At 70.0% G+C, this 21,530-nt stretch carries 19 protein-coding genes and 1 riboswitch; of the genes, 9 read left to right on the top strand and 10 right to left on the bottom strand.

All coding sequences use genetic code 11. The annotated features are described in order from the left end of the window. Positions 1 to 87 precede the first annotated feature (87 nt). Entirely contained in the window at positions 88 to 2,622 is a 2,535-nt protein-coding gene (locus ACQP06_RS33920; RefSeq protein WP_433669100.1) for an Rv0361 family membrane protein, read from the bottom strand. 83 nt (positions 2,623 to 2,705) lie between these two features. On the opposite strand from ACQP06_RS33920, the gene ACQP06_RS33915 reads away from it, so the two are divergent. Continuing rightward, the gene (locus ACQP06_RS33915; RefSeq protein WP_379102430.1) at positions 2,706 to 3,149 is read left to right on the top strand and encodes a DUF3151 domain-containing protein; all 444 of its coding nucleotides are present in this window, start codon (positions 2,706 to 2,708) and stop codon (positions 3,147 to 3,149) included. Position 3,150: 1 nt separating this feature from the next. Beyond that, entirely contained in the window at positions 3,151 to 4,302 is a 1,152-nt protein-coding gene (locus ACQP06_RS33910) for an FUSC family protein (RefSeq protein ID WP_433669099.1), read from the top strand. Between the two features lies 1 nt (position 4,303). Here the strand turns inward: ACQP06_RS33910 and ACQP06_RS33905 are convergent, their stop codons facing one another. After that, positions 4,304 to 5,086, bottom strand: a complete 783-nt coding sequence (locus ACQP06_RS33905) for a site-2 protease family protein (RefSeq protein ID WP_433669097.1) — start codon at positions 5,084 to 5,086, stop codon at positions 4,304 to 4,306. A gap of 61 nt (positions 5,087 to 5,147) precedes the next feature. Continuing rightward, a complete protein-coding gene (locus ACQP06_RS33900) occupies positions 5,148 to 5,807 on the bottom strand; it encodes a hypothetical protein (protein WP_433669096.1) in 660 nt (219 codons plus the stop codon). A gap of 276 nt (positions 5,808 to 6,083) precedes the next feature. Between ACQP06_RS33900 and ACQP06_RS33895 the strand changes: the two genes are divergently transcribed. Next, positions 6,084 to 7,373 (top strand): adenylosuccinate synthase, encoded by a 1,290-nt coding sequence (locus ACQP06_RS33895; protein ID WP_433669094.1) that lies wholly within the window; start codon positions 6,084 to 6,086, stop codon positions 7,371 to 7,373. A 92-nt stretch (positions 7,374 to 7,465) separates the two neighbouring features. Here the strand turns inward: ACQP06_RS33895 and ACQP06_RS33890 are convergent, their stop codons facing one another. After that, positions 7,466 to 8,959, bottom strand: a complete 1,494-nt coding sequence (locus ACQP06_RS33890) for a PLP-dependent aminotransferase family protein (protein WP_433669092.1) — start codon at positions 8,957 to 8,959, stop codon at positions 7,466 to 7,468. A 62-nt stretch (positions 8,960 to 9,021) separates the two neighbouring features. On the opposite strand from ACQP06_RS33890, the gene ACQP06_RS33885 reads away from it, so the two are divergent. Beyond that, entirely contained in the window at positions 9,022 to 9,324 is a 303-nt protein-coding gene (locus ACQP06_RS33885; RefSeq protein ID WP_433669091.1) for a hypothetical protein, read from the top strand. A 52-nt stretch (positions 9,325 to 9,376) separates the two neighbouring features. Beyond that, positions 9,377 to 9,937, top strand: a complete 561-nt coding sequence (locus ACQP06_RS33880; protein WP_433669089.1) for a methylated-DNA--[protein]-cysteine S-methyltransferase — start codon at positions 9,377 to 9,379, stop codon at positions 9,935 to 9,937. A 69-nt stretch (positions 9,938 to 10,006) separates the two neighbouring features. Here the strand turns inward: ACQP06_RS33880 and ACQP06_RS33875 are convergent, their stop codons facing one another. The 3 genes from ACQP06_RS33875 to ACQP06_RS33865 form a co-directional block, all read right to left on the bottom strand. Beyond that, complete coding sequence (locus ACQP06_RS33875; RefSeq protein WP_433669087.1) at positions 10,007 to 11,008, bottom strand: hypothetical protein; 1,002 nt, start codon at positions 11,006 to 11,008, stop codon at positions 10,007 to 10,009. 241 nt (positions 11,009 to 11,249) lie between these two features. Continuing rightward, positions 11,250 to 13,862, bottom strand: coding sequence for a LuxR C-terminal-related transcriptional regulator (locus ACQP06_RS33870; RefSeq protein WP_433669085.1), 2,613 nt, complete (start codon positions 13,860 to 13,862; stop codon positions 11,250 to 11,252). Positions 13,863 to 13,926: 64 nt separating this feature from the next. Continuing rightward, positions 13,927 to 14,748, bottom strand: a complete 822-nt coding sequence (locus tag ACQP06_RS33865; RefSeq protein WP_433669083.1) for a helix-turn-helix domain-containing protein — start codon at positions 14,746 to 14,748, stop codon at positions 13,927 to 13,929. Positions 14,749 to 14,850: 102 nt separating this feature from the next. On the opposite strand from ACQP06_RS33865, the gene ACQP06_RS33860 reads away from it, so the two are divergent. Continuing rightward, positions 14,851 to 15,387 carry a YceI family protein gene (locus tag ACQP06_RS33860; RefSeq protein WP_433669081.1) on the top strand — a complete coding sequence of 179 codons (537 nt, stop codon included), beginning with the start codon at positions 14,851 to 14,853 and terminating at the stop codon, positions 15,385 to 15,387. 84 nt (positions 15,388 to 15,471) lie between these two features. On the opposite strand, the gene ACQP06_RS33855 is transcribed toward ACQP06_RS33860, so the two are convergent. From ACQP06_RS33855 to ACQP06_RS33845, 3 genes are all read right to left on the bottom strand, one after another. After that, complete coding sequence (locus ACQP06_RS33855) at positions 15,472 to 16,569, bottom strand: CaiB/BaiF CoA transferase family protein (protein WP_433669079.1); 1,098 nt, start codon at positions 16,567 to 16,569, stop codon at positions 15,472 to 15,474. Positions 16,570 to 16,669: 100 nt separating this feature from the next. Beyond that, a complete protein-coding gene (locus tag ACQP06_RS33850) occupies positions 16,670 to 17,536 on the bottom strand; it encodes an amidohydrolase family protein (protein WP_433669077.1) in 867 nt (288 codons plus the stop codon). 91 nt (positions 17,537 to 17,627) lie between these two features. Then, a complete protein-coding gene (locus ACQP06_RS33845; RefSeq protein WP_433669076.1) occupies positions 17,628 to 19,019 on the bottom strand; it encodes an FAD-dependent oxidoreductase in 1,392 nt (463 codons plus the stop codon). A 222-nt stretch (positions 19,020 to 19,241) separates the two neighbouring features. Here ACQP06_RS33845 and ACQP06_RS33840 point away from each other — a divergent pair, with 222 nt between their 5' ends. The 3 genes from ACQP06_RS33840 to ACQP06_RS33830 all read left to right on the top strand — a co-directional run bounded on the left by ACQP06_RS33840 (position 19,242) and on the right by ACQP06_RS33830 (position 21,503). Then, on the top strand, positions 19,242 to 19,676 hold the full coding sequence (locus ACQP06_RS33840; RefSeq protein ID WP_433669074.1) for an Rv0361 family membrane protein: 435 nt from the start codon (positions 19,242 to 19,244) through the stop codon (positions 19,674 to 19,676). A 63-nt stretch (positions 19,677 to 19,739) separates the two neighbouring features. Beyond that, positions 19,740 to 19,855: riboswitch (SAM riboswitch) on the top strand. Between the two features lie 14 nt (positions 19,856 to 19,869). Continuing rightward, positions 19,870 to 20,292 carry a rhodanese-like domain-containing protein gene (locus ACQP06_RS33835; RefSeq protein WP_433669073.1) on the top strand — a complete coding sequence of 141 codons (423 nt, stop codon included), beginning with the start codon at positions 19,870 to 19,872 and terminating at the stop codon, positions 20,290 to 20,292. Further along, positions 20,289 to 21,503: an O-succinylhomoserine sulfhydrylase gene (locus ACQP06_RS33830; protein ID WP_433669071.1), complete on the top strand. Its 1,215-nt coding sequence runs from the start codon at positions 20,289 to 20,291 to the stop codon at positions 21,501 to 21,503. The genes ACQP06_RS33835 and ACQP06_RS33830 overlap by 4 nt, the downstream gene beginning before the upstream one ends. The last annotated feature ends 27 nt before the right edge of the window (positions 21,504 to 21,530 follow it).

Below are 21,530 nucleotides of genomic sequence, written 5' to 3'. Positions count from 1 at the left end.
CCAGGTGTATGTGATGTTCATCGCGAGCACGGGCGAGAACGTGTCAGGCCATTTCGCCGAAGCCGTCGATACCGGTATTCGCCCCGGTCAGTTCGCGTTCTTGGGCTCGCACACCTTCCACGAACCACCCTCGTTGCGCAGGTCGAAGGTCCGCGAGGAGAACTTCGCCGGATCCGCCTCGGTGAACACCGTCGCCTGGGCCAGCGCGGCATCACCGGTGATCTGGATGGCGTCCACGCTCTTCACCTGCGGGATGCTCTTCTGCTCCTTGGAGGTCTTGTACACGCTCGCGAACTGGTCGGCCGAGATCTTCTGATAGAAGTCGTGCTGCGCACCGCAGGTCACCGCCCGCAGCGTGTCCAGGTTCCCGCTGCCCAGGGCATCGGTGTAGGACGTGATCGTCTGCTGCACCAGCGCTTCCGGCGAATTGTCGTCATTGTGCTTCTTCACGCCGATCACCACGCCGACGATCGCCACCACCGCGACCACCGCCGCGGCCACGCCGATCCACAACTTCTTCGACCCGCCACCGGACTTCGCGGCGCCGTCGACCGGCTCGGCCGCCGGAACCCGCTGCGGCTGCGCCAGCCCGCCGATCCCGGGCACGCCCTGCGATCCGCCGATACCGGGCTGCGGCGCACCGAGACCCGGGCCGCCGGGGCCCTGCGGAGCACCCGAACCCGGCTGCCCCTGCGGAGCATTCGGCCCGTGGGGAGCGGTCGGTCCCTGCGGACCCGGGCCCTGCGGAGCGTTCGGCCCCTTCAGCGCATTGGGTCCCTGCGGCCCGCCCGGTCCCTGCGGACCCTGGGGCGCGTTCGGGCCCTGCGGTCCGCGCGGACCCTGCGGCGCACCCGCCCCGACCCGCTGCGGCGACGCGATCCGCGGCCCGCCGATCGGCTGGCCCGGCATGGTCGCCTGGGTGTCCGCCGGAGACGGCGCGGTCGCGGGACGACGCGGGCCCATCGGAGGAGCCATCGGCGGCCGCGGCGGCGACGGCCGCGTCTCCTCGACGGGCGCGTCCGGAGCGTTCCCCTTCGGCCCGATATTCCGGGGACCCGCGTTCACCCGCGGCGTCTGCGGCGGCTTGCTGACCGCCCGACCCTGCGGCCCCGACACCCGGATCTTCTCGGTCCCGGCCTCACCGGATACCACCGGCAGTGCCGTCGTGGCGTCATCCGCCGGATTCGGGACCCGCTTGATCACGACGGTCGCGGCGTCCCCGGAGCCCTCGTCCCCGGAGCCTTTGCCCCCGGACTCGCCGTCCTTCGCATCGGCCGGGGTCTTGGAATCACCGGTACCGCCGGACTTCTCATCGGCCGCGGCGCTGTCGCCCGACTTCTCGTCGTCATCGGCCGAAGCGGCGGGCATCCCCTGCGTCGGAACATCTTTCGGCGCAGCCTTCTCCGACGTTCCGCCCTGACCGGCAGCGTCGCTCGAGGCCGCAGCAGCCGCGCCCGTTGCCCCGACGGCAGCGCCGCCCGCGACGGTCTTCCCGGAATCGCCGGAGCCGGATTGCCCCTGCTCACCGGGCTTCCCGGTTCCGGGACCACTCGCAACCTGTCCGGGCCGCTGAATCTTGATCATCTGCGTGGTGGCATCGGCCTGCGCGTCGGCCGTCTGCGCGCCTCCGCCCGCCTTATCGCCGGCGGGCCGCTGAATCGGAATGAACTGGGTCGGAGCGTCATCGGCGGGCGACGGCGCTCCCGGCCCCTGTCCACGTCCGGCCGGCTGCTCGCCCGCGTCGGATTGTCCAGCGCCGCTGGGCTTTCCACCGCTCGCGGGCTGCGCGGCGGACGCCGCGGAACCCTGCCGTTCCGGGGACTCGGCAGCCGGGGACTGTCCACCCGGTCTGGATTGCGCGCCCTCCGAGGGGCGTCCACCCGCGGCGTTCCCGGAACCGGGTGCGGCAGCGCCGGATTGCGCGGACGCACCCGGCTGTACGCCCGACCCGCCGGGCGAGGGCTGCCCGCTCGGCGTGCTCTGCGGCTTGAACTCACCCGAGCCCTGACGCGCGGCCGACGGCTGTCCGCCGGGCCCACCCTGCGCTCCGGCAGGCGTTCCCTGTAGTCCGCCGGGCGTGCCTTGCGACCCGCCAGGCCCGCCCTGCGGTCCGGCAGGCGTGCCTTGCGGTCCGGCAGGCGTGCCCTGTTGTCCAGCCGACGTGCCTTGCGGTCCAGCCGACGTGCCCTGCGGTCCGGCGGGCGGCTGTACTCGGCCCGCGCCCGCCTTGTCGGCGGGGGACTGACCGCGGTTCGCCGCCGGGGGCTGGACGCGGTTCGCGCCCGGAGTGCCTGCGGGCTTGGAGGTTTCGTAGTGGATGGTGGCGAAACCGGCGGGGCCGGACTTGGCCTGCGGGGTCTTGGGGGCGTCGGGTCGAGGTGCGCCGGTGCGGATTTCCTCGGTCCGTGCGTTGGGGGAGGGGATGGCTTCGGTGGCGGCGGTCGGGGGTGCGGCGTCGGCGGTCGCCGGCGTGCTCGTGCCGTTCGCGGCCTCCGGAGCGGACTGGTCGGCCGGGTTCGCCGGGCGTGCGGGGGTGGCGCTGGTGTCCGTGTCGCCTGCGGCGGGACCCGATGCCTGGTTGGCAGGGCCCTGCTGCTGTTGGTCGTCTTTCGGGTCGGACACGCGCTGCACCCCTCGGATCGGCGGAACTGTGATTCGAAGGTCAGCCTACTGAGCATTCCGGGTACCGGTGCAGAATGATCGGCATGACCTCCTTCGGCGATCTGCTCGGACCGCAGCCGGTCCTCCTTCCGGAAAACATCGACGCGGAGGACGCGCTGCTCCAGAAACAGGACCCGGTGCTGGTCGCCGCGGCCCACCCGACCGCCTCCATCGCCTGGGCCCACCTGGCCGAGGCCGCCCTGGAGCGGGGCGCCGCCGCCGACGGCGACGTCAACCTCGACATCATCTCCGCCTACGCGTTCGCGCGCACCGGCTACCACCGCGGCCTGGACCTGTTGCGCCGCAACGGCTGGAAGGGCTTCGGCCCGGTGCCGTGGAGCCACGAGCCCAACCAGGGCTTCCTGCGCAGCGTGGGCGCGCTCGCCAAGGCCGCCCGGGCCATCGGTGAGACCGACGAGTACGCGCGCTGCCTGGACCTGCTCGAGGACTGCGACCCGCGGGCCGCCGCCGAGCTCGGCCTCGACTGAATTGAGCGGTGGCCTAGGCGAAACCATCGACGCCGCCCGCGAGAGCGGCGTCACTCGCGTGCGCAAGGCCGCCGGACGGGTCCACTCGTCGCTGCTGCCGATCGTGCAGTGCGCCATCGGCGCGGGCGTGGCCTGGTTCATCGCCCACAACGTGATCGGGCACGAACACCCGTTCTTCGCGCCGATGGCGGCCATGATCTCCATCGGCGTCTCGTTCGGGGCCCGGTTACGCCGCTCGATCGAGCTCATCGTGGGCGTGGCCGTCGGCATCGGCATCGGGGACCTGTTCGTCTCCCGGGTCGGCACCGGCGGCTGGCAGATCATGCTGCTGGTGGTGCTGGCCATGTGCACCGCCGTCTTCCTCGACGGCGGTCCGGTCATCACCATGCAGGCGGCCAGCTCCGCGGTACTGGTGGCGACCCTCTACCCGCCCGGCCAGGGCGGCGCGTCCCTGCGCATGATCGACGCCCTGGTGGGCGGACTGGTCGGCATCGTGGTGGTGGCGGCCATTCCGCTGCACCCGGTCCGCCGCGCCCGCGAGCAGGCGGCCGGAATCCTGGAGGTGATGGGCGCCGCCCTCACCGAATGCGCGGACGGCCTGCTCGAACACGATGCCGCCAAGATCAAGGCGGCCCTGGAGGCGGTGCGCGGCACACAGGGCGCGATCGACTCGCTGCGCAACACCCTCGAAGGCAGTCAGGAGATCATTCGAATCTCCCCGCTGTACTGGAACTCTCGCGCTCGCCTGAGCCGGTTGCGCGACGCCGCCGACCCGCTCGACAACGCGGTCCGCAATACCCGTGTGCTGCTGCGCCGCGCCCTCACCTCGGTCCGCGACGACGAGGTGCTCGACCCGGGCCTCATCGTGGAGGTCGAGAAGCTCGGTCAGGCGGTGGACGTGGTGCGGCGCATGATGCTCGCCGACCCGGACGAGAAGCCCGATCCCGCCGAGGCGACCCGCGTGCTGCGGTCGGTCGGCAAGGGCGCGACCAAGGATCTGGTCAACGGGGCGGGGCTGTCCGCGCACGTGGTGTTCGCCCAATTGCGGTCCATCGTGGTGGATCTCATGCAGGTGTGCGGGGTGCGGCGGTTGTCGGCCATGGCGCTGCTGCCCCCGACCGTCGCGCACCCCTACGTCACGCCGATCGACTGACTCAGAGCCAGAAGCGCGTCAACCGGCTGCCCATCGACCACCACCCGCCCGGCAGCCCGGACAGCTCGAACAGCGCGTTCACCCCGTCGAAGAACAATCGGTTCACCTGCGGAGTGAACAGCAGCGCGAACAGGATCAGCAGGCCGTAGGGCTTGATCTGATCCAGTGACCGCCGGGTCTGATAGCTCAGCGACGGCTCCAGGATCCCGTACCCGTCGGTGCCGGGAATCGGCAGCAGATTCAGGACGGTCGCCGAAATCTGGAGGAAGGCAAGGAAGCTCAGCCCGAACCAGAACGCGGCGTTCGAATACACACTGCCCCACAGCGACACGATCACCAGCAGCACCACCGCGCACAGTGCGTTCACCGCGGGCCCCGCGCCACTGATCATTCGCTGCGTGCGCGGACTGAAATTGTGCGAGTGCACGTACACCGCGCCACCCGGCAGCGCGAACCCGCCGAGTGCGATGAACACCACCGGCAATCCGATCGACAGCAGCGGATGGCTGTATTTGAGCGGGTTCAGCGTGAGATATCCGCGCATCTCCACTTCCCGGTCCCCGGCCCGCCAAGCCACGAACGCGTGCGCGAACTCGTGCAGGCAGACCGTCACGATCCACCCGGCCACCACCAGGATGAACACTCCGAATTGAGCTCGGCGCGAATCGAGGTCGGCGTTCCAGGCGAGCACCCCGCCCAGTACCGCGACCGCCACCACCGCCAGGAATACGGGGCTGGGCCGGACCGCCCCGGAGGCTCGTCTCACCGCGCGCGTGTCATCCACCTGTCACTCCCAACTGGCCCGGCCTTGTTGTCGCTGTGCCGACACCCATTCTGGAGGTGAATCAGCGAACCAGCAGCCAAGGCTCGTGGTGTCGATAGAACGTGGAGCGCTTCACCACCCGGTCGGCGGTGATCCCGTCGCGGGTGACCAGCGCGCCCGGCGTGCCGAGCTGCATGGCCCGTCCGGCGACCCAGCGCTTCTTGCGCAGTCCGCGGTGCACGGTGGCGTGCAGGCCCGGCATCTCCAGCATGGGCGAAACATGCAGGGCCGCGACCTTTCCGGTGAACAACCGGGTGTCGTCGACGTAGGCCTCGCCCTCGAGTTTCGCCCCGGCCTCGCCGACGATGGTGGCGCGGCCGATGAGCACCTTGCCGGTGTCGTCGCGGATCAGCGGGGTCTCCACGGCCCGGCCCTCGAGCGCGCGCTTGGCGGCGGCGGACCCGGTGCCGGTCTCGTAGGCGCGGGAGCCGTAGGTGCGGTCGATGGGCACGTAGCCGATCTCCACGCCGAGGCGTTCGGTGCGCATGAGGTGGGTGAGCACGGCGGCCAGTCCGGCGTCCTCACCGAGCACGATGAGGCGCGGCAGACTGTCCGCGGCCATCACCGGCAGCAGCTCGTCCAGGGTCCCGGTGTCGGGAATGGCGGCGGTCTGCGTGAGGGACAGAGAAGCGAGCGCGATGGGAACGGGTGCGCCGTCGCAGCGGAGAACATGGGTACTCAACTGCCGAACACCCTCCTCTGGCCTGCCAACACCTATCCGCCTCGCTGCGTCCCGATGGAACCCCCTACCGGTCCCTCTCCCCGTGCCACCATAGCCCTGTCTCATTTGCCCTGCTGTCCTCAGTACGCATCCGTTATGTCTGGTTCACTCGGAGCCGGGGCGTGCACCTGGACGTATGTGGTCATCCAGTAAAGTGTGCCCACGGCCACCGCCTTCTGATGGCGGGTGGCTGCAGCAACATGGGTGCTGCGCGTCGAACCCGTAGGAGACACTCGCATGCCGGCAATCGTGCTGATCGGCGCCCAGTGGGGCGACGAAGGCAAGGGCAAAGCCACCGATCTGCTCGGTGACCGGGTCCAGTGGGTAGTTCGATACCAGGGCGGCAACAACGCGGGGCACACCGTGGTGCTGCCGAACGGTGAGAGCTTCGCGCTGCACCTGATCCCGTCCGGCATTCTCACCCCCGATGTGACCAACGTCATCGGCAATGGCGTGGTCGTGGATCCGGGCGTGCTGCTGGCCGAACTCGCCGGTCTGGAAGAGCGCGGCGTGGACACCTCCCGCCTGCTGCTCTCGGCCGACGCGCACCTGATCATGCCGTACCACGTGGCCATCGATAAGGTCACCGAACGCTTCCTCGGCAACAAGAAGATCGGCACCACCGGCCGCGGTATCGGCCCCTGCTACCAGGACAAGGTCGCCCGCGTCGGCGTCCGCGTGGCCGACGTGCTGGACGAGAAGATCCTCACCCAGAAGGTCGAGGCCGCACTGGAATTCAAGAACCAGGTGCTGGTCAAGATCTACAACCGCCGCGCGCTGGACCCGCAGCAGGTGGTTGACGAGGTGCTGGAGAAGGCCGAGGGCTTCAAGCACCGCATCGCCGACTCGCGCCTGCTGCTCAACGAGGCGCTGGAGCGCGACGAGATCGTGCTGCTGGAGGGCTCGCAGGGCACCCTGCTCGACGTCGACCACGGCACCTACCCGTACGTCACCTCGTCCAACCCGACCGCGGGCGGCGCGGCCGTGGGCGCGGGCGTCGGCCCCAACAAGATCACCACGGTGCTCGGCATCCTGAAGGCCTACACCACCCGCGTCGGCTCCGGCCCGTTCCCGACCGAACTCTTCGACGAGTCCGGCACCTACCTGGCCAAGACCGGCGGCGAGGTCGGCGTCACCACCGGCCGCGCCCGCCGCACCGGCTGGTTCGACGCCGTGATCGCCCGCTACGCCACCCGCGTCAACGGCATCACCGACTACTTCCTGACCAAGCTGGACGTGCTCTCCAGCCTGGACACCGTCCCGATCTGCGTCGCGTACGAGATCGACGGCGAGCGCGTCGAGCAAATGCCCACCACCCAGACCGACTTCCACCACGCCAGGCCCATCTACGAGGAGATGCCCGGCTGGTGGGAGGACATCTCCGGCTGCCGCACCTTCGAGGAGCTCCCGGCCAACGCCCAGGCGTACGTGAAGCGCCTGGAAGAGCTGTCCGGCGCGCGGGTCTCGTGCATCGGCGTCGGCCCGGGCCGGGATCAGACCATCGTCCGCCACGACATCCTGGGCTGACACCGACATCCTGGGCTGACACGCCCGAGCTGAAAAGCAATTTCGCCCCCGCCGCATCGAATGCGGCGGGGGCGAAGTCGTTTCCGGCGGCCTCAGTACGTGATGAGCGGCGCCAGTGGGTCGGCCGCGTGCGGCGTCAGGCCCTGATAGGCCGCGGCGATCGACTTCACCGCGATGCGGATATCGGCCTCCTCATGAGTGAACGGGAGGCGGATGAACCGCTCGAACGCCCCCTGGACGCCGAAACGTGGCCCGGCGGCGAGCAATACGCCGTGATTGGGCGCGGTGGCGGCGAGCGCCGTCGAGACCGGAGCGGGGAGCTGGGCCCACAGGGACATGCCGCCCGCGCCGGGGGTGACCCGCCAGTCGGGGAGTTCCTCGGCGAGGGTTTCCAGCAGGACCGCGCGGCGGGAGCGGAGTTGCGCCCGGCGGGTGGTGAGGATCTCGTCCTCGTTGCGGAGCAGGTGGACGGTGGCCAGCTGATCCATCACCGGGGTGCCGAGGTCGACGGTGGAGCGGGTGCCCAGCAGTTTGGTGATCAACGGCTGATTGGCGCGGACCCAGCCGACCCGCAGACCGCCCCAGAACGACTTCGACGCCGAACCGATGGTGACGATCTCCGAACCGCGGGCGAAAGCCGCCGCGGGCGGCGGGGATTCGACACCGGACAGGTTCAGGTCGCCCATCGACTCGTCCACGATCACCGTCATCCGGGTCTCGCGGGCGATGGCGGCCAGCTCGGCGCGGCCCTCCGCGTCCAGCAGATGCCCGGTGGGGTTGTTGAAGTCGGGGATCAGGTACGCCATGCTGGCGGCGGTTTGCCGTGCGGCACTGCGGATTCCGTCCAGATCCCAGCCGTCCGGGCGCATCGGGACCGGCACCGGGCGCGCGCCCACATCGCGGATCGCCTCGATGGCGTTCGGGTAGGTGGGGTGCTCGATCAGCACCCGCTCGGCCGGGGTGGTGAGCACATTGAGCAGCAGGCGCAGGCCGTGCTGCGCGCCCAGGGTGATGAGGATCTGGTCCGGTTCGGTGGGCAGGCCGCGTTCGGTGTAGCGGCGCGCCAGCGCCTCGCGCAGCATGAGCACACCCACCGGGTCCATGCCGTGCGTGCCCAGATAGGTCGGAAGACCTTGCAGGGCAAAGGAGTACGCCTCGGTCATCTGCGGCGGAGCGGCCATGGACGCGTAGGTCATGTCGATGGTCGGCAGTTCCGGCTGCGCCATCATGGCCAGGATGCTGCGGGCCGGCTTCGCGCCGTCGTGCACCACGGTCGGCGGCAGCGCCACCGTGCTGCGCGAACCCTGACGGCTGATCAGGTAACCGTGTTCGCGCAGTAGCGAATACGCGGAGGTGACGGTGGTGCGGCTGACCGCGAGGCTGGTGGACAGGTCGCGTTCGCTGGGCAGGGCCACGCCCAGCGGGGCGCGGCCGTCGTGGATGAGCAGGCGGATGCTCTCCGCCAGGGCCACGTACGCGGGCCGCGCGGACCGTTTGCCGTTGTCCGCGGCCGCGCCCGGTTCGTCGTTTCGCCACCGGCCCAGGTCGCGGGTGAGGCTGGCCGCGCCGATCACTCGTGTCGCCATACAGGCCAGTATCCAGGTACTGGATATTTTCTTCAAGTCCAGGGTAGGTCCACCATGGGGTCATGGTCGCACTACTCGGTTCCTTCGTGATTGTCGCCGCGTTCGCCGGTCTCGTGTACCGGTTCGCGCCCGCACCCGGCGAGCGCTGGGGTGTGCTGCTGGAGCGGTATCGCCCGCATGCCCCCATGTCAGACTGGTCGGTCGGCGAATATGAAGCGGCCCGCCAGTATTCGGACCTCGCCGCCATCGCCTCGCTGCGCCCCGATCTGCCCGCGGAGCCCGCGCACCGGAGGTCGGGCCGTGGCGCTTCGGCTGCGGCGGCCCTCTCCACCATCCCCTGCCGCAGCGAGTCAGTCCAGTTCTAGCAAACTGGCCTTGAATCCGAGTTCTGTCGGTGCCACCGTGCACACTGGCCTTATGTCCGCCCCGGTCCGCCCTCAGGCGTCGGCGGCGCTCTTCGATACCGCGATCGGCGTCTGCGCCATCGCCTGGAGCGCCACCGGCGTCCTGCGTTTCGCCCTCCCCGACCGCGACTCGGCGGCCACCCGCACCCATATCCTGCGCCGTCACCGCCGCGCCGACCTCCACGAGGCCGCCCCCACCCCCGAGATGGCCGAGGCCATCGCCCGCATCCAGGCCCACCTGACCGGCGACCTCGACGACCTTCGCTGGATCCCCGTGGACCCCACCCTCTTCAACGATTTCGACCGAGCCGTCTACGAGGTCACCCGGGCCATCGACCCCGGCCACACCCTCAACTACGGCGCGGTCGCCAACCGCATCGGCGCTCCCGGTGGCGCCCAGGCCGTAGGCCAATCGTTGGGCCGCAACCCCATCCCGCTGATCATCCCGTGCCATCGAGTGCTCGCCGCCGATCACGCCCTCCACGGCTTCTCCGCCCCCGGCGGCCTCACCACCAAACAGCGCCTCCTCGAAATCGAGCGCACCCCCGGCTTCGGCGAACCCACCCTCTTCTGACCGCCCCCCGAACAACGACGCCCGCACCGAGCAGGTCGGTGCGGGCGTCGCCACGAAATCGGCTGTCGGCTACAGCGCGCCACCCAGGAAGCCGCCGACGGCAGCGCCCGCCGCTCCGGCCACCGCCCCGCCGGCCAAGGCGGCCGGGATGCCTGCGGCCGCCGCTCCGGCGGCCGCGCCGACGCCGCCACCGATGAGAGCTCCGCCGATCATTCCGCCGGGGACGTCGACCGCCGCGAGGCCCGGCATGACCACGACCGCAGCCGCTCCGAGCCCGGCTCCGACGGCAGTGCCGATGGCGGCACCCGCCAGTCCGCCCGCGGCGGCGCCGGCCACAGCCGCGGGGACGCCCGCGCCCACCGCGCCGAGGCCCGCGCCGATGGCCGCACCGCCGAGGGCGCCCGCGGCGATCTTGTCGGAGCGGGTCGGATTGACGCCGATGGAGTTGAGGCCGGTGGCGAGGCCCGCTTCGGCGTCGGCGGCGACGCCGTTCACGCCATTGAGGATGTTGTCGGGGAGTTCGTCGGGGGCCGGGGTGGTGAAGTCGCCGATGCGGACGGTGCGCGGGGGCGGGGCGATGGGGAGGACCGGGGTGACCACGGTGGGAGCGTGCAGGGTCTGCACATCCAGGGCCGGGGCCGCGTCGCGGGTGTTGGGGATGGGGCGGAAGTTGGCGGGGACCGGGTAGTCGGCGAGCTGCGACTGCGGCTGCGGCGACGGGGGTCGGGCGGGGACGGTGACACCGGGCTGCACCGTGGTGACGCGGATGGGATGGTCCTGGCCGCCGGTGGGGACCGCGACGCCCGGCTGGGCGGCGGCGGTGCGGGGCGAGGGGAGGATGCCGGGGCCGGTGGCCTCGATGTCCCATGGGTTCGGGTCGGCGGGTCCGGGCTGCGCGGCATCGTTCGGGGAGCTGTTGCCGCCCGGAGCGATGCTGCCCGTCAGGGGAACAGCGGCCTGGGTGGCGGTGCCGTCGGCGACCTTGACCGGTTCGCCGTTCGAGCAGGCCACGGCCAGTGCCAGTGGGATGGCCCCGACCGCGAGCGCGCGCCGGGCCACACTGCCGTTCATTTCACGAATTCGACCACGCACGCCGAAACACCAACCTTCCGAACATATTTCGTTTCACCGGTCCGGCGGACCGCCCATCGATGCCGGTGATTCGCGGCCGCCCCCGGCAAGAGCGTTGCCGACAATCCGGTGTGACCGCGTTTACGCACGTCACAGCGCCGGATCGGGGGTGCGAAGTTTCTGACCGTCAGGTTGTGACCCTCATCGGGTGCACACTGCGCGGAAGGGTGCCGATGGCGGGTCAGTTCGCGGTACTGCTGGAAGACGTCCCGCCCCGCATGAGATCCGCCAGCGCCTCGCGATCGGTGACATCGAGCTTGATGCACGCCCGGTACAGATGCCCCTCCACCGTCCGCACCGAGACGGTCAGCCGATCCGCGATCTGCCGGTTCGACAGCCCGGCCGCGACCAGATTCGCGATCTCCCGTTCCCGCGCGGTGAGCGGCAACGGCTGCGCGGACTGCCGCAGCGCCGGGGTGGAGGCTCCGCCGCAGGCGGCGGCCAGCCGGTTGGCGGTGGCCGCGGATTCCAGCAGGCGGCGGCGATCCCCGGCCCGCTCGTGCGCGGACGCGGCCTGCGCGGCGGCGTCGGCGGCCGACAGCATCGCCCCGATGGATTCGAATTCGGCTGCGGCGGTGTCCAATCCGGGCCCGTCGTGCGCGGCGACCGCGACCGCGTGCCGGGCCTGCACCTGTACCAGCCGCCCGTCGATGCGGGCCGCCAGGTCGGCCAGCCGCCCCGCGACCGAGGGGTCGCCGAATCGGGCCGCGGTGTGCAGCGCCATCGCCTCGACCGCGTGCTGGCGGGAGCGCGCGGCCAGGTCCGCGGCCCCGATGGCGAGCCGGACGGCCGGTGTCGCGGTGCCCTCGGCTCCGGCCTGCATGGCGCGCGCCAGCTCCAGCAGCGCTCCGTACACGGCGCTGTGCCGTCCGCCCCGGAAGGCCGCTGCCGCAATGGCTTCCGAGGCCTCGGCGGGCCGCCCGAGCGCCGAATAGGCTTCGGCGAGCCGCAGTTGCGCGGGGAACATCCAGGCCGCCGCGCCCTCGGTGGTGAGCGCCGCGAGCGCCTGCTCGAGATTGTCGATGCCCTGCGGGAACTTGCCCTGCGCCACGTCCACGGTGCCCTGCAGGATCTTGACCAGCCCCCAGGCCAGGTACTGGCCGGGGGAGGAGAAGGGGTAGGGCCGGCTGGCGCACGTCCGCGCGGTGTCGAGCTCCCCGGTGAAGGTGAGCGCCAGCACCTCGGCGTGGGTGAACATGAATCGGTTCAGCCCGTCGATGTGGGGTTCGACGCTGTGTCCGCGCGCGGCGTACTGCCGGGCCGCCTCGCCGCGCCCCATGAGCGCCAGCGCGAGTCCGCCGCCGAACGCCGCCCAGTACACCGCCCACGGCGGCGCCTCGGGGGTGGACATGACCGATTCGGCGAGGGTGATCGCCTCCTCGATCCGGTTCTCGTTGACCGCGCAGGCGGAGGCCAGACCGTCCAGCGCCGCAATGATTTTCGGGTGGCTGACCCGGCTGCGCACCGAATCCAGCACGGCGTCGGCGCGGTCGGCGTCACCCATGGCCCACAGCAGGTTCGAGACCCGGGTGCTGCCCCAGCGCGCCAGCTGGACCTCGGTGAGCTGGTCGGGGTCGAATCCGGCGAGGGTGCGTTCGGCCTCGATGCGATGTCCCTGCCAGAGCAGGGCGCGGGCGAGCAGATCGGCGGCTTCGACGCCGCCCTGTCGTTCCACGGCGGCGCGCGCGAACCGTTCTCCCAGTGGCAGGTTCGCCAGGCTGATGGCGTCGGCGGCCGCGGCCAGGAACAGTTCCAGGTCGGCGGATTTGTCGCTGTCCAAGGCCAATTCGGCGAGCCGGATGCGTTCGGAGGCGGAGTTGACGGGCCGGTCCTTGAGCGAGGAGTACAGCCGTCCGCGCAGTCGCCGCGCCGACGCGATGCCCAGCCGCCGCCGGATCACCTCGCCGAACAGCGGATGGTTGTAGCGCACCAGCAGCTGGTGCCCGTTCTCGACAATCCTGATGAGCCCGCGGGTTTCGGCCGATTCGACGGCTTCCTCACCCGCGATCTCGGACAACACGTCCAGGTCGATGGGCTCGCAGAAGGTGAGCAGTTCCAGCACCCGCAGCACCGTTTCGGGCAGCTGTTCCACCCGATCCTCCAGCAGCGCAGCCAGTTCCGAGGTGACGGCGGCCCGGCCGCGCAGCTGCCACACCCCGTTGACCTGCCGCAGCGTGCCCGCCTCGAGCGCGCCGTCGACGAGGTGGCGCAGGAAAAGCGCGTTGCCGCCGGAGGATTCCCACATCAGGTTGGCGGTGAAGCCCTCCAGCTGCCCGCCCAGCATGGATTCCACGAGTTCGACGCTCTGCCGCTGGGTGAAGGGGGCGAGGTCGATGCGCAGCAGGTGCCCGTCCTTCCACAGCGAGGTGATGGCGTCGGGCACCTGCACCCCGCTGCGCACGGTGGCCACGATGTGGGCGGCCCTGTCGATGGCCAGCTGCAGCAGCAGGGTGGCGGAGAGCTGGTCGAGCAGGTGGGCGTCGTCGACGCCGATGATGGTGTGCCCGTCGGCGAGCAGCGCTTCGCGGGCGGCGGCCATGAAGGTCACCGGGTCGTGGGCGGTGTACACCCCCACCATGTGCGCGAAGACTCCGAGCGGAATGCTGCGGGCGGATTCGGTGCCGGCCACCCAGCGGACATTTCCGGCGGCGGCGGTGGCCATCCGCGCCAGCGTGGTCTTCCCGACCCCCGCGTCACCCGTGAGCACCACACCGACGAAGTCGCCGCCGGTGAGCGCCGACCTGATCGATTCGAGCTCGTTCTCCCGTTCGACCATCGGCCAATTCCGAGCCATGGATCAACTGTAGTTCGCCGGGCCCGCCCCGGCGGTCGGAACGCGGGCCTGCGAGCTGCGGTTTTTATTCGTTGACCAGCCGCAATCCAGGGGTTCGGGCGTGTCGGCGGTCGACCAGCCAGATCATGACCGTCTGGTCCGCGGCCGGATCCAGGGTCTCCACTTCGACCTCCACCTCGCCGCGCAGCGGGTGCTGCAGGCGCACCACGACGGAACGGAAGTCGGTGAGCCGGTGCTCACGCCAGCGCCGCTCGAACTCGGGATTGCGGCTCAGCGTCTCGATGGTCCCGGCGACCGAGGGGTCGTCGGGGAATCGGGTGGCGGCGGCACGCAGCGCCGAGGTGGCCATGTCGGCGACGTCGGTCCAGTTGAGGAAGGTTTTCCGGGCGGCCGGATGGTCGAAGACGTAGATCGCGAAGTTGTTGTGCGCCTCGGTGTCGAACATGCCGAGCGGTTCGGTGAAGTCGCGGAAGGACGGGTTCCAGGACAGCAGGTTCAGCCAGCGGCCGAGCACGAAGGCGGGTGTGGGCTGCAGCGCGTCGATGACGGCCTGGATGGTGTCGGAGACCTGTTCGCGGGCCTGTCCGGCGGCCGGGCAGGTGGTCTTCTGTTCCAGGCTCAGGGCCAGCTTGCCGAAGTGGTGCTTCTCGACTTCGTTGAGCCGCAAGGCATCCGCGAGCGCGGCGAGCACGGCGGTGGAGGGGTTGGTGTCGCGTCCCTGTTCCAGCCGGGCCAGGTAGTCTGCGCTGACGCCGGCGAGCGCGGCCACCTCCTCGCGGCGCAGGCCGGGTGTGCGCCGGCGGCGGCCGCTGGGCAGGCCGACGTCCTCGGGCTGCAGCTGGGCGCGTCGGGCGATCAGGAACTCGGCGAATTCGGAACGGGACACCCTTCCATACTGCCTGGTCCGTGTTCCGTTATCCCAGCCCTGCCAATCCCCGGATAACCACGGTGTGGATAAACGGACCGGAGTCCACTTACGGTAGGTGACATGACGACTTCCGAGCAGACCACCCTCGCCCCCGGCTCCTGGACCCTGGACGCCGCCCACTCCTCGGTCAACTTCACCGTGAAGCACCTGGGCATCTCCAAGGTCCGCGGCCGCTTCAACCGCTTCGAGACCGGCTTCGTGGTCAACGAGGCCGGCGAGGCCGCCATCGAGGCCACCATCTACTTCGACTCCTTCGACACCGGCAACGAGATGCGCGACGGCCACGTCCGCAGCGCCGACATCCTGGATGTCGCCAACCGCCCGCACCTGACCTTCCGCATCCCCGAGCCGATCGCCCTCTCGGACGAGTTCGAGGTCACCGGTGAGGCCACCATCGGCGGCATCACCAAGCCGGTCACCCTCGCGGTCGAGTGGGGCGGCGTGCAGGTCTTCCCGCAGGACAACAAGGAGCACGCGGGCTTCAACGCCACCGGCTCCATCAAGCGCAGCGACTTCGACGTCGCGCCGGGCATGCCGAACGCCATGCTGAGCGACAAGATCGCCATCGAGCTGGACATCCAGCTGGTCGCCCCGTAATCCCCGAGCCACGCTCCGCCGCATCGGAAAAGTCAACGCCCCCTGTGGAATTCCACAGGGGGCGTTCGGCCGTGCACGGGAAGGTCAGTCGGCCCAGACGGTCTCGATCGGGGTGCCCTCGTTCGGCGGCGGCGTCGGAACCGCGGCCGGAGTGCGCGAGAAGCGCGGGGCCGGGGCGTGCTGCACGACGCCGTCGATCTCGACCAGGCCGGTGCGGGCCTGGATGTGCGGGTTCTGCTCGGCCTCGGTGAAGGTCAGCACCGGGGTGGTGCAGGCGTCGGTGTGTTCGAAGATCGCCCACCACTCGTCGCGGGTCTTGGTCTTGAACTTCTCGGTGAACAGCTTGCGCAGCTGGTCCTGGCCGTTGGGGTCGAGCTGGTTGGGCAGGCCCTCGGGGGAGATCTCCAGGCCCTGCAGCAGTTCGGCGTAGAACTGCGGCTCGATACAGCCGACGGCCATGTACTTGCCGTCGGAGGTCTCGTAGGTGTCGTAGAACGCCATGCCGGTGTCGAGCAGGTTGGTGCCGCGCTCGTCCGACCACAGGCCGACGCCCTTCATGCCCCAGATCATGTGCGACAGCGCGAGCGCGCCGTCGATCATGGCGGCGTCGATGACCTGGCCCTTGCCGGAGTTCTGGCGTTCCACCAGCGCGGCCAGGATGCCGAAGACCAGGAACATGGAACCGCCGCCGAAGTCGCCGACCATGTTCAGCGGCGGGACCGGCCGCTCGCCCTTGCGGCCGATGGCGTTCAGCACACCGGTGAGGGAGATGTAGTTGATGTCGTGGCCCGCGCGGTCGGCCATCGGGCCGTACTGGCCCCAGCCGGTCATGCGGCCGTAGACCAGGCGCGGGTTGCGCTCCAGCGCGGCGTCGGGGCCCAGGCCCATGCGCTCGGTCACGCCGGGGCGGAAGCCCTCGAGCAGCACGTCGGCCTTCTCGATGAGGCCGAGCACCTTCTCGATGTCGGCCGGATCCTTGAGGTTGGCCTCGACGATGGTGCGGCCGCGCCACTGCGGGCGTTCCATGAAGCCGGGCAGCATGCCGGGCCGCTGGACCCGGACCACGTCGGCGCCGAGGTCGGCGAGCAGCAGTGCCGCGTGCGGACCGGGGCCGATGCCGGCCAGTTCAACAACCCGGATGCCCGCGAGCGGGCCCTGCTTGGCGGTGGATGGAGTGCTCACGCCCTACCTCGGTTCGTCGTCGAATGCTGCGCACCGGCTCACTCGCCGGTGTTGACGCTATGACAATAACGCGAAGGTTCGGAAGCGCGGAGGGCGCGGCCTATCGATCGATGCGGGGCAGCGGGAGCGTGGCCGGGTGCTGGGGACCGGGCAGTTCCGAGCGCGGCAGCCGCAGCGTCGGCGGTTCCCCGGTCGAGCGGTTCGCGGCCGGGTCCTCGAAGTCGCGGACCTTGGCGGGCAGGCCGTAGAAGGCGCGGGCATTGTCTTCCAGGACCTCGTGCAGATCCGAGCCCACCGAGTCGGCGAGCAGGGAGATGTCGGCGTCGCGGAAGGGCCGCCCGGCCCGGGTTCCCGGCAGATCGGTGCCGAACATCAGGGCTTCGGGGTTGACCGTGTGGATCTTGCGCAGGGCCGAGCCGACGTTCATGGCCACCCGCCCGAAGCCGGAGGCCTTCACCTTGGCTCCCCGATCGACCAGGTTGAGCAGGTACGGCAGGCAGTCGTCGGACATGCCCAGGTGGTCGATGGACAGCTTGGGCAGCTTGGTGATGACCGGTTCCAGCGAGCCCAGCATGGACCCGTCGATGTAGAGCTCGACGTGCCACCCGGCCAGTTCGTAGGCGCGCAGGGCCAGCATGGTGAGCCCGACGATGTCGCCGCCCGCCCGCTTGAGGTTGAACCGGATGGCCCGCACCCCGGCCTTGCTCAGCGCGAGGATCTCGGCGTCGCTCGCGTCGACGTGCAGATTGGTGACGCCGACCCAGCCCTCGCCGAGTTCGGCGAGGGCGGCCAGCAGATAGCTCTGATCGGTGCCCTGGAAGGACCCGCTGACCACCGCGCCACCGTCGATATCGAAGCGGGACATGCGCTTGCGATAGTCGGCGATGGTGTACGGGTCGGGCAGGTAGCCCTCGTTCTCGACCAGCGGGAACCGCGGATCGAAGATGTGGAGATGGGCATCGAACACGTGATCAGCATGCCTCAGAACGGTGACAAGTGTGGACAACCTTGTCCGGCAGGCGGATTCACGCTGGTCAGGACGTCGGGTCGATAACCGCTCAGGAGGCCTTGTCGGGCTCGGAGGCGGCCAGCATCTCGTCGCGCTCGACGACCTTGACCCGCTCGCGGCCCTGCGGCTCGCCGAGGGCGCGCTCGTGCGCGTCCAGGCGGTACCAGCCGGCCCAGGTGGTGAACGGGATGCCCTTGCCCTCGAGGAACTCGGTGACGGCCTCGAGCTCCGGCTTGGCGGCCGGGGCGAAGTCGGCGGCGTCGTCGAGCAGGCAGGCGATGGTCTCGTTGGCGTCGCCCTTGGTGTGGCCGATGAGGCCGACCGGGCCGCGCTTGATCCAGCCGGTGACGTAGGTAGCGGGCATGTAGCGAGCCGCGCCGTCGGCGTTCTCGTCGACGATCACGCGACCGGCCTCGTTGGGCACGGTGCCGGCCTGGTCGTCGAAGGGCAGGGCCGGGATGTTCTGCGACAGGTAGCCCACCGCGCGGTACACGGCCTGGATGTCCCAGTCCTTGAATTCGCCGGTGCCCTTGCAGTTTCCGGTGCCGTCGAGCTGGGTGCGCTCGGTGCGCAGGCCCACGACCTTGCCGTCCTCGCCCAGGATCTCCGAGGGGTTCTCGAAGAAGTGCAGGAACAGCTTGTGCGGGCGGTCGCCGACGTCGCGGATGGCCCACTGCTCGAGGGTGTTGCAGATCATGTCGACCTGCTTGGAGTGCCGGCGCGCGGCCTCGGAGCCCTCGTCGTAGTCGATGTCCTCGGGGTCGACGATGACCTCGATGGTCGGCGAGTGGTCGAGCTCGCGCAGCTCGAGCGGGGTGAACTTGGCCTGCGCGGGACCGCGGCGGCCGAACACGTGCACCTCGAGCGCCTTGTTGGCCTGGAGGCCCTCGTAGACGTTCGGCGGGATCTCGGTCGGCAGCAGCTCGTCGCCGGTCTTGGCGAGCACGCGCGCCACGTCGAGGGCGACGTTGCCGACGCCGAGGACGGCGACCTTCTCCGCCTCCAGCGGCCAGGTGCGGGCGACGTCGGGGTGGCCGTCGTACCAGGACACGAAGTCCGCGGCGCCGTAGGAGCCGTCCAGGTCGATGCCCGGGACGCCCAGCGCGCGGTCGGCGTTGGCGCCGGTGGAGAAGATGACCGCGTCGTAGAACTGCTGCAGGTCCTCGAGGGTGATGTCGACGCCGTAGTCGATATTGCCCAGCAGGCGGACCTGCGGCTTGTCGAGCACCTTGTGCAGCGCGGTGATGATGCCCTTGATGCGCGGGTGGTCCGGCGCCACGCCGTAGCGGATCAGGCCGAAGGGCGCGGGCATGCGCTCGTAGAGATCGATGCTCACGTCCGCGTCGGACTTCATCAACGCGTCGGCGGCGTAGATGCCGGCCGGTCCTGCGCCCACGATCGCAATGCGTAGCGGGCGGGTCGCTGCACTCTGTTCGGTCATTCTTCCGCGCACCCTTTGGGTCGAAACTAACTTGCCGTCAAAACTCAGCCGTCGCTCTTAGCTTAGGCTAAGTTGACGCTCTGGCCTCGGCGGCCTCCGTTGGCCCCCGACGCTGCAGCGTTGCTGCGTAGTCTTGCTATTCCCGCGCTGGGGCGGGAAATTCTGCTGATTCTATCGATGGCACGCGGCGGCCCGCACAAGGGGACCAGGCATGATCTACCCATGAGCGACGCCGAGGAGACCCCGATCCGGATCGACCAGAACGAGACCCGCAGCATGTGGCCGTTCCTGGTGGCGGCGGGAATCATCGCGGTGGTGATCCTGGGAATCGTGATCGCGTCGGTCGTGTCGCCGGTTGAGAAGAATGTCACAGATTCCGATCGGCTCTCGCTGGCGGCGACCAAGTTCGTGATGGCCCGCAACGACTCCGGGAAGTACGACCCGGTGCTGTCCTGCAAGGGATTCGACGAGAACGCCTCGCCGCTGAAGGCGGCCACCGCGACCGGCGGCTCGATCGCCTTCGACAAGCTGACCGACGCGTCCGTCACGGGCGACCAGGCCACCGCGCAGGTCACGTTCACCGTCGCCGGGGCGCCGACGACGTCGACGTGGCACTTCGCCAAGGAGAATTCCCGCTGGTTGGTCTGTAATTCGTGACAACGGCCGAATACCTCACTGGGGTTTGACAGTGGGGACGGTTCTTCGGCAATCTCAATCCCAGGTCATGAGTACCAGCGCCAAGCCCCGGCTGGCTGGTCGGCAACCCTCCTCCGCGGTGGGGTGCTCCGGGTGACGACCTGGCCTCGCATCGGACAGCGGTGCGGCAAGTGCGGATTCTCAGGAGGTACAAGTGAGCTACGCAGGTGACATCACGCCCAAGCAGGCGTGGGAGTTGTTGCGCGACAACCCCGATGCGGTCCTGGTGGACGTGCGTACCGAGGCCGAGTGGCGGTTCGTCGGCGTGCCCGACACCGGCGGCATCGGCCGTCCGACCGCGCTGATCGAGTGGGTCGACGTCACCGGTACCCCCAATGCCCGGTTCACCGACCTGCTGAAGCAGTCGCTGGCCCACCGGACCCCGGACTCGGACGCGCCCGTCATCTTCATCTGTCGCTCCGGCCAGCGTTCGATCGGCGCGGCCACCGCCGCCACCACACTCGGCATCACCCCCTCGTTCAATGTGGTCGACGGCTTCGAGGGTGCGCTCGACGGCCAAGGCCACCGCGGCAGCACCGGCTGGCGCGCCGACGGACTTCCGTGGAGGCAGTCATGATCACCGGCGGCTCTTTCGAGAAACCGCTCCCCGAGGGCGTCGGCCCCGCCACCCAGGCGGTCCGCGGCGGCACCCGGCGTTCCGGCTTCGACGAGACCTCCGAGGCGCTGTTCCTCAATTCGGGTTTCGTCTACGAGAGCGCCGAGGCGGCCGAGGCCTCCTTCACCGGCGATATCGAGCACTTCGTGTACTCGCGCTACGGCAACCCGACGGTCGCGATGTTCGAGGAGCGGCTGCGCCTGATCGACGGCGCGGAAGCCTGTTTCGCGACCGCGTCGGGCATGTCGGCGGTGTTCACCGCGCTGGGCGCGCTGCTGTCCGCCGGTGACCGGCTGGTCGCGGCGCGCAGCCTGTTCGGCTCCTGCTTCGTGGTGGCCAACGAGATCCTGCCGCGCTGGGGCGTGGAGACGGTGTTCGTCGACGGCGAGGACCTGAACCAGTGGGAGCAGGCGCTGTCCGTCCCCACCCAGGCCGTCTTCTTCGAGACCCCCTCGAACCCGATGCAGACCCTCACCGATGTGCGCGCGGTCTCGGATCTGGCGCACGCGGCGGGCGCGAAGGTGGTGCTGGACAACGTCTTCGCCACCCCGCTGCTGCAGCGCGGCTTCGATCTCGGCGCGGACATCACCGTCTACTCGGGCACCAAGCACATCGACGGCCAGGGCCGGGTGCTCGGCGGCGCGATCCTGGGTCCGCGGGAGTACATCGACGGCCCGGTGAAGAACCTGATGCGCCACACCGGTCCGGCGCTGAGCCCGTTCAATGCCTGGACCCTGCTCAAGGGTCTGGAGACGATGCCGCTGCGCCTGCGCCAGTCGGTGGACTCGGCGTTGAAGATCGCCCAGTTCCTGGAGTCGCATCCGGCGGTGGCGTGGGTGAAGTACCCGTTCCTGTCCTCGCATCCGCAGTTCGAGCTGGCCAAGCGCCAGATGTCGGGCGGCGGCACGGTGATCACCTTCGAGCTGAAGGCCGGCGACAACGAGGCCAAGAAGCGCGCGTTCGAGGTGCTGAACCGGCTGCGGATCATCGACATCTCCAACAACCTCGGTGACGCGAAGACGCTGATCACCCACCCGGCCACCACCACCCACCGGGCGATGGGGCCGGAAGGCCGTGCGGCCGTGGGCATTACCGATGGCGTGCTGCGCGTCTCCATCGGTCTGGAGGACGTGGAGGATCTGCTCAACGATCTGGATCACGCGTTGAGCTGAGCCGACGAGTAGTCGACAGGGCCGGAA

The organism is Nocardia sp. CA-136227 (assembly GCF_050955695.1).
Taxonomy (GTDB): domain Bacteria; phylum Actinomycetota; class Actinomycetes; order Mycobacteriales; family Mycobacteriaceae; genus Nocardia.
This window is presented reverse-complemented; position numbering and strand designations above follow the sequence as displayed.

Excerpts from the sequence above, each read along its gene's own strand:
- ACQP06_RS33890 (WP_433669092.1), bottom strand. The coding sequence starts at position 8,959 with ATGGCGACACGAGTGATCGGCGCGGCCAGCCTCACCCGCGACCTGGGC.
- ACQP06_RS33840 (WP_433669074.1), top strand. The coding sequence starts at position 19,242 with ATGAGCGACGCCGAGGAGACCCCGATCCGGATCGACCAGAACGAGACC.
- ACQP06_RS33845 (WP_433669076.1), bottom strand. The coding sequence starts at position 19,019 with ATGACCGAACAGAGTGCAGCGACCCGCCCGCTACGCATTGCGATCGTG.
- ACQP06_RS33885 (WP_433669091.1), top strand. The coding sequence starts at position 9,022 with ATGGTCGCACTACTCGGTTCCTTCGTGATTGTCGCCGCGTTCGCCGGT.
- ACQP06_RS33830 (WP_433669071.1), top strand. The coding sequence starts at position 20,289 with ATGATCACCGGCGGCTCTTTCGAGAAACCGCTCCCCGAGGGCGTCGGC.
- ACQP06_RS33860 (WP_433669081.1), top strand. The coding sequence starts at position 14,851 with ATGACGACTTCCGAGCAGACCACCCTCGCCCCCGGCTCCTGGACCCTG.
- ACQP06_RS33880 (WP_433669089.1), top strand. The coding sequence starts at position 9,377 with ATGTCCGCCCCGGTCCGCCCTCAGGCGTCGGCGGCGCTCTTCGATACC.
- ACQP06_RS33870 (WP_433669085.1), bottom strand. The coding sequence starts at position 13,862 with ATGGCTCGGAATTGGCCGATGGTCGAACGGGAGAACGAGCTCGAATCG.
- ACQP06_RS33895 (WP_433669094.1), top strand. The coding sequence starts at position 6,084 with ATGCCGGCAATCGTGCTGATCGGCGCCCAGTGGGGCGACGAAGGCAAG.
- ACQP06_RS33875 (WP_433669087.1), bottom strand. The coding sequence starts at position 11,008 with ATGAACGGCAGTGTGGCCCGGCGCGCGCTCGCGGTCGGGGCCATCCCA.
- ACQP06_RS33915 (WP_379102430.1), top strand. The coding sequence starts at position 2,706 with ATGACCTCCTTCGGCGATCTGCTCGGACCGCAGCCGGTCCTCCTTCCG.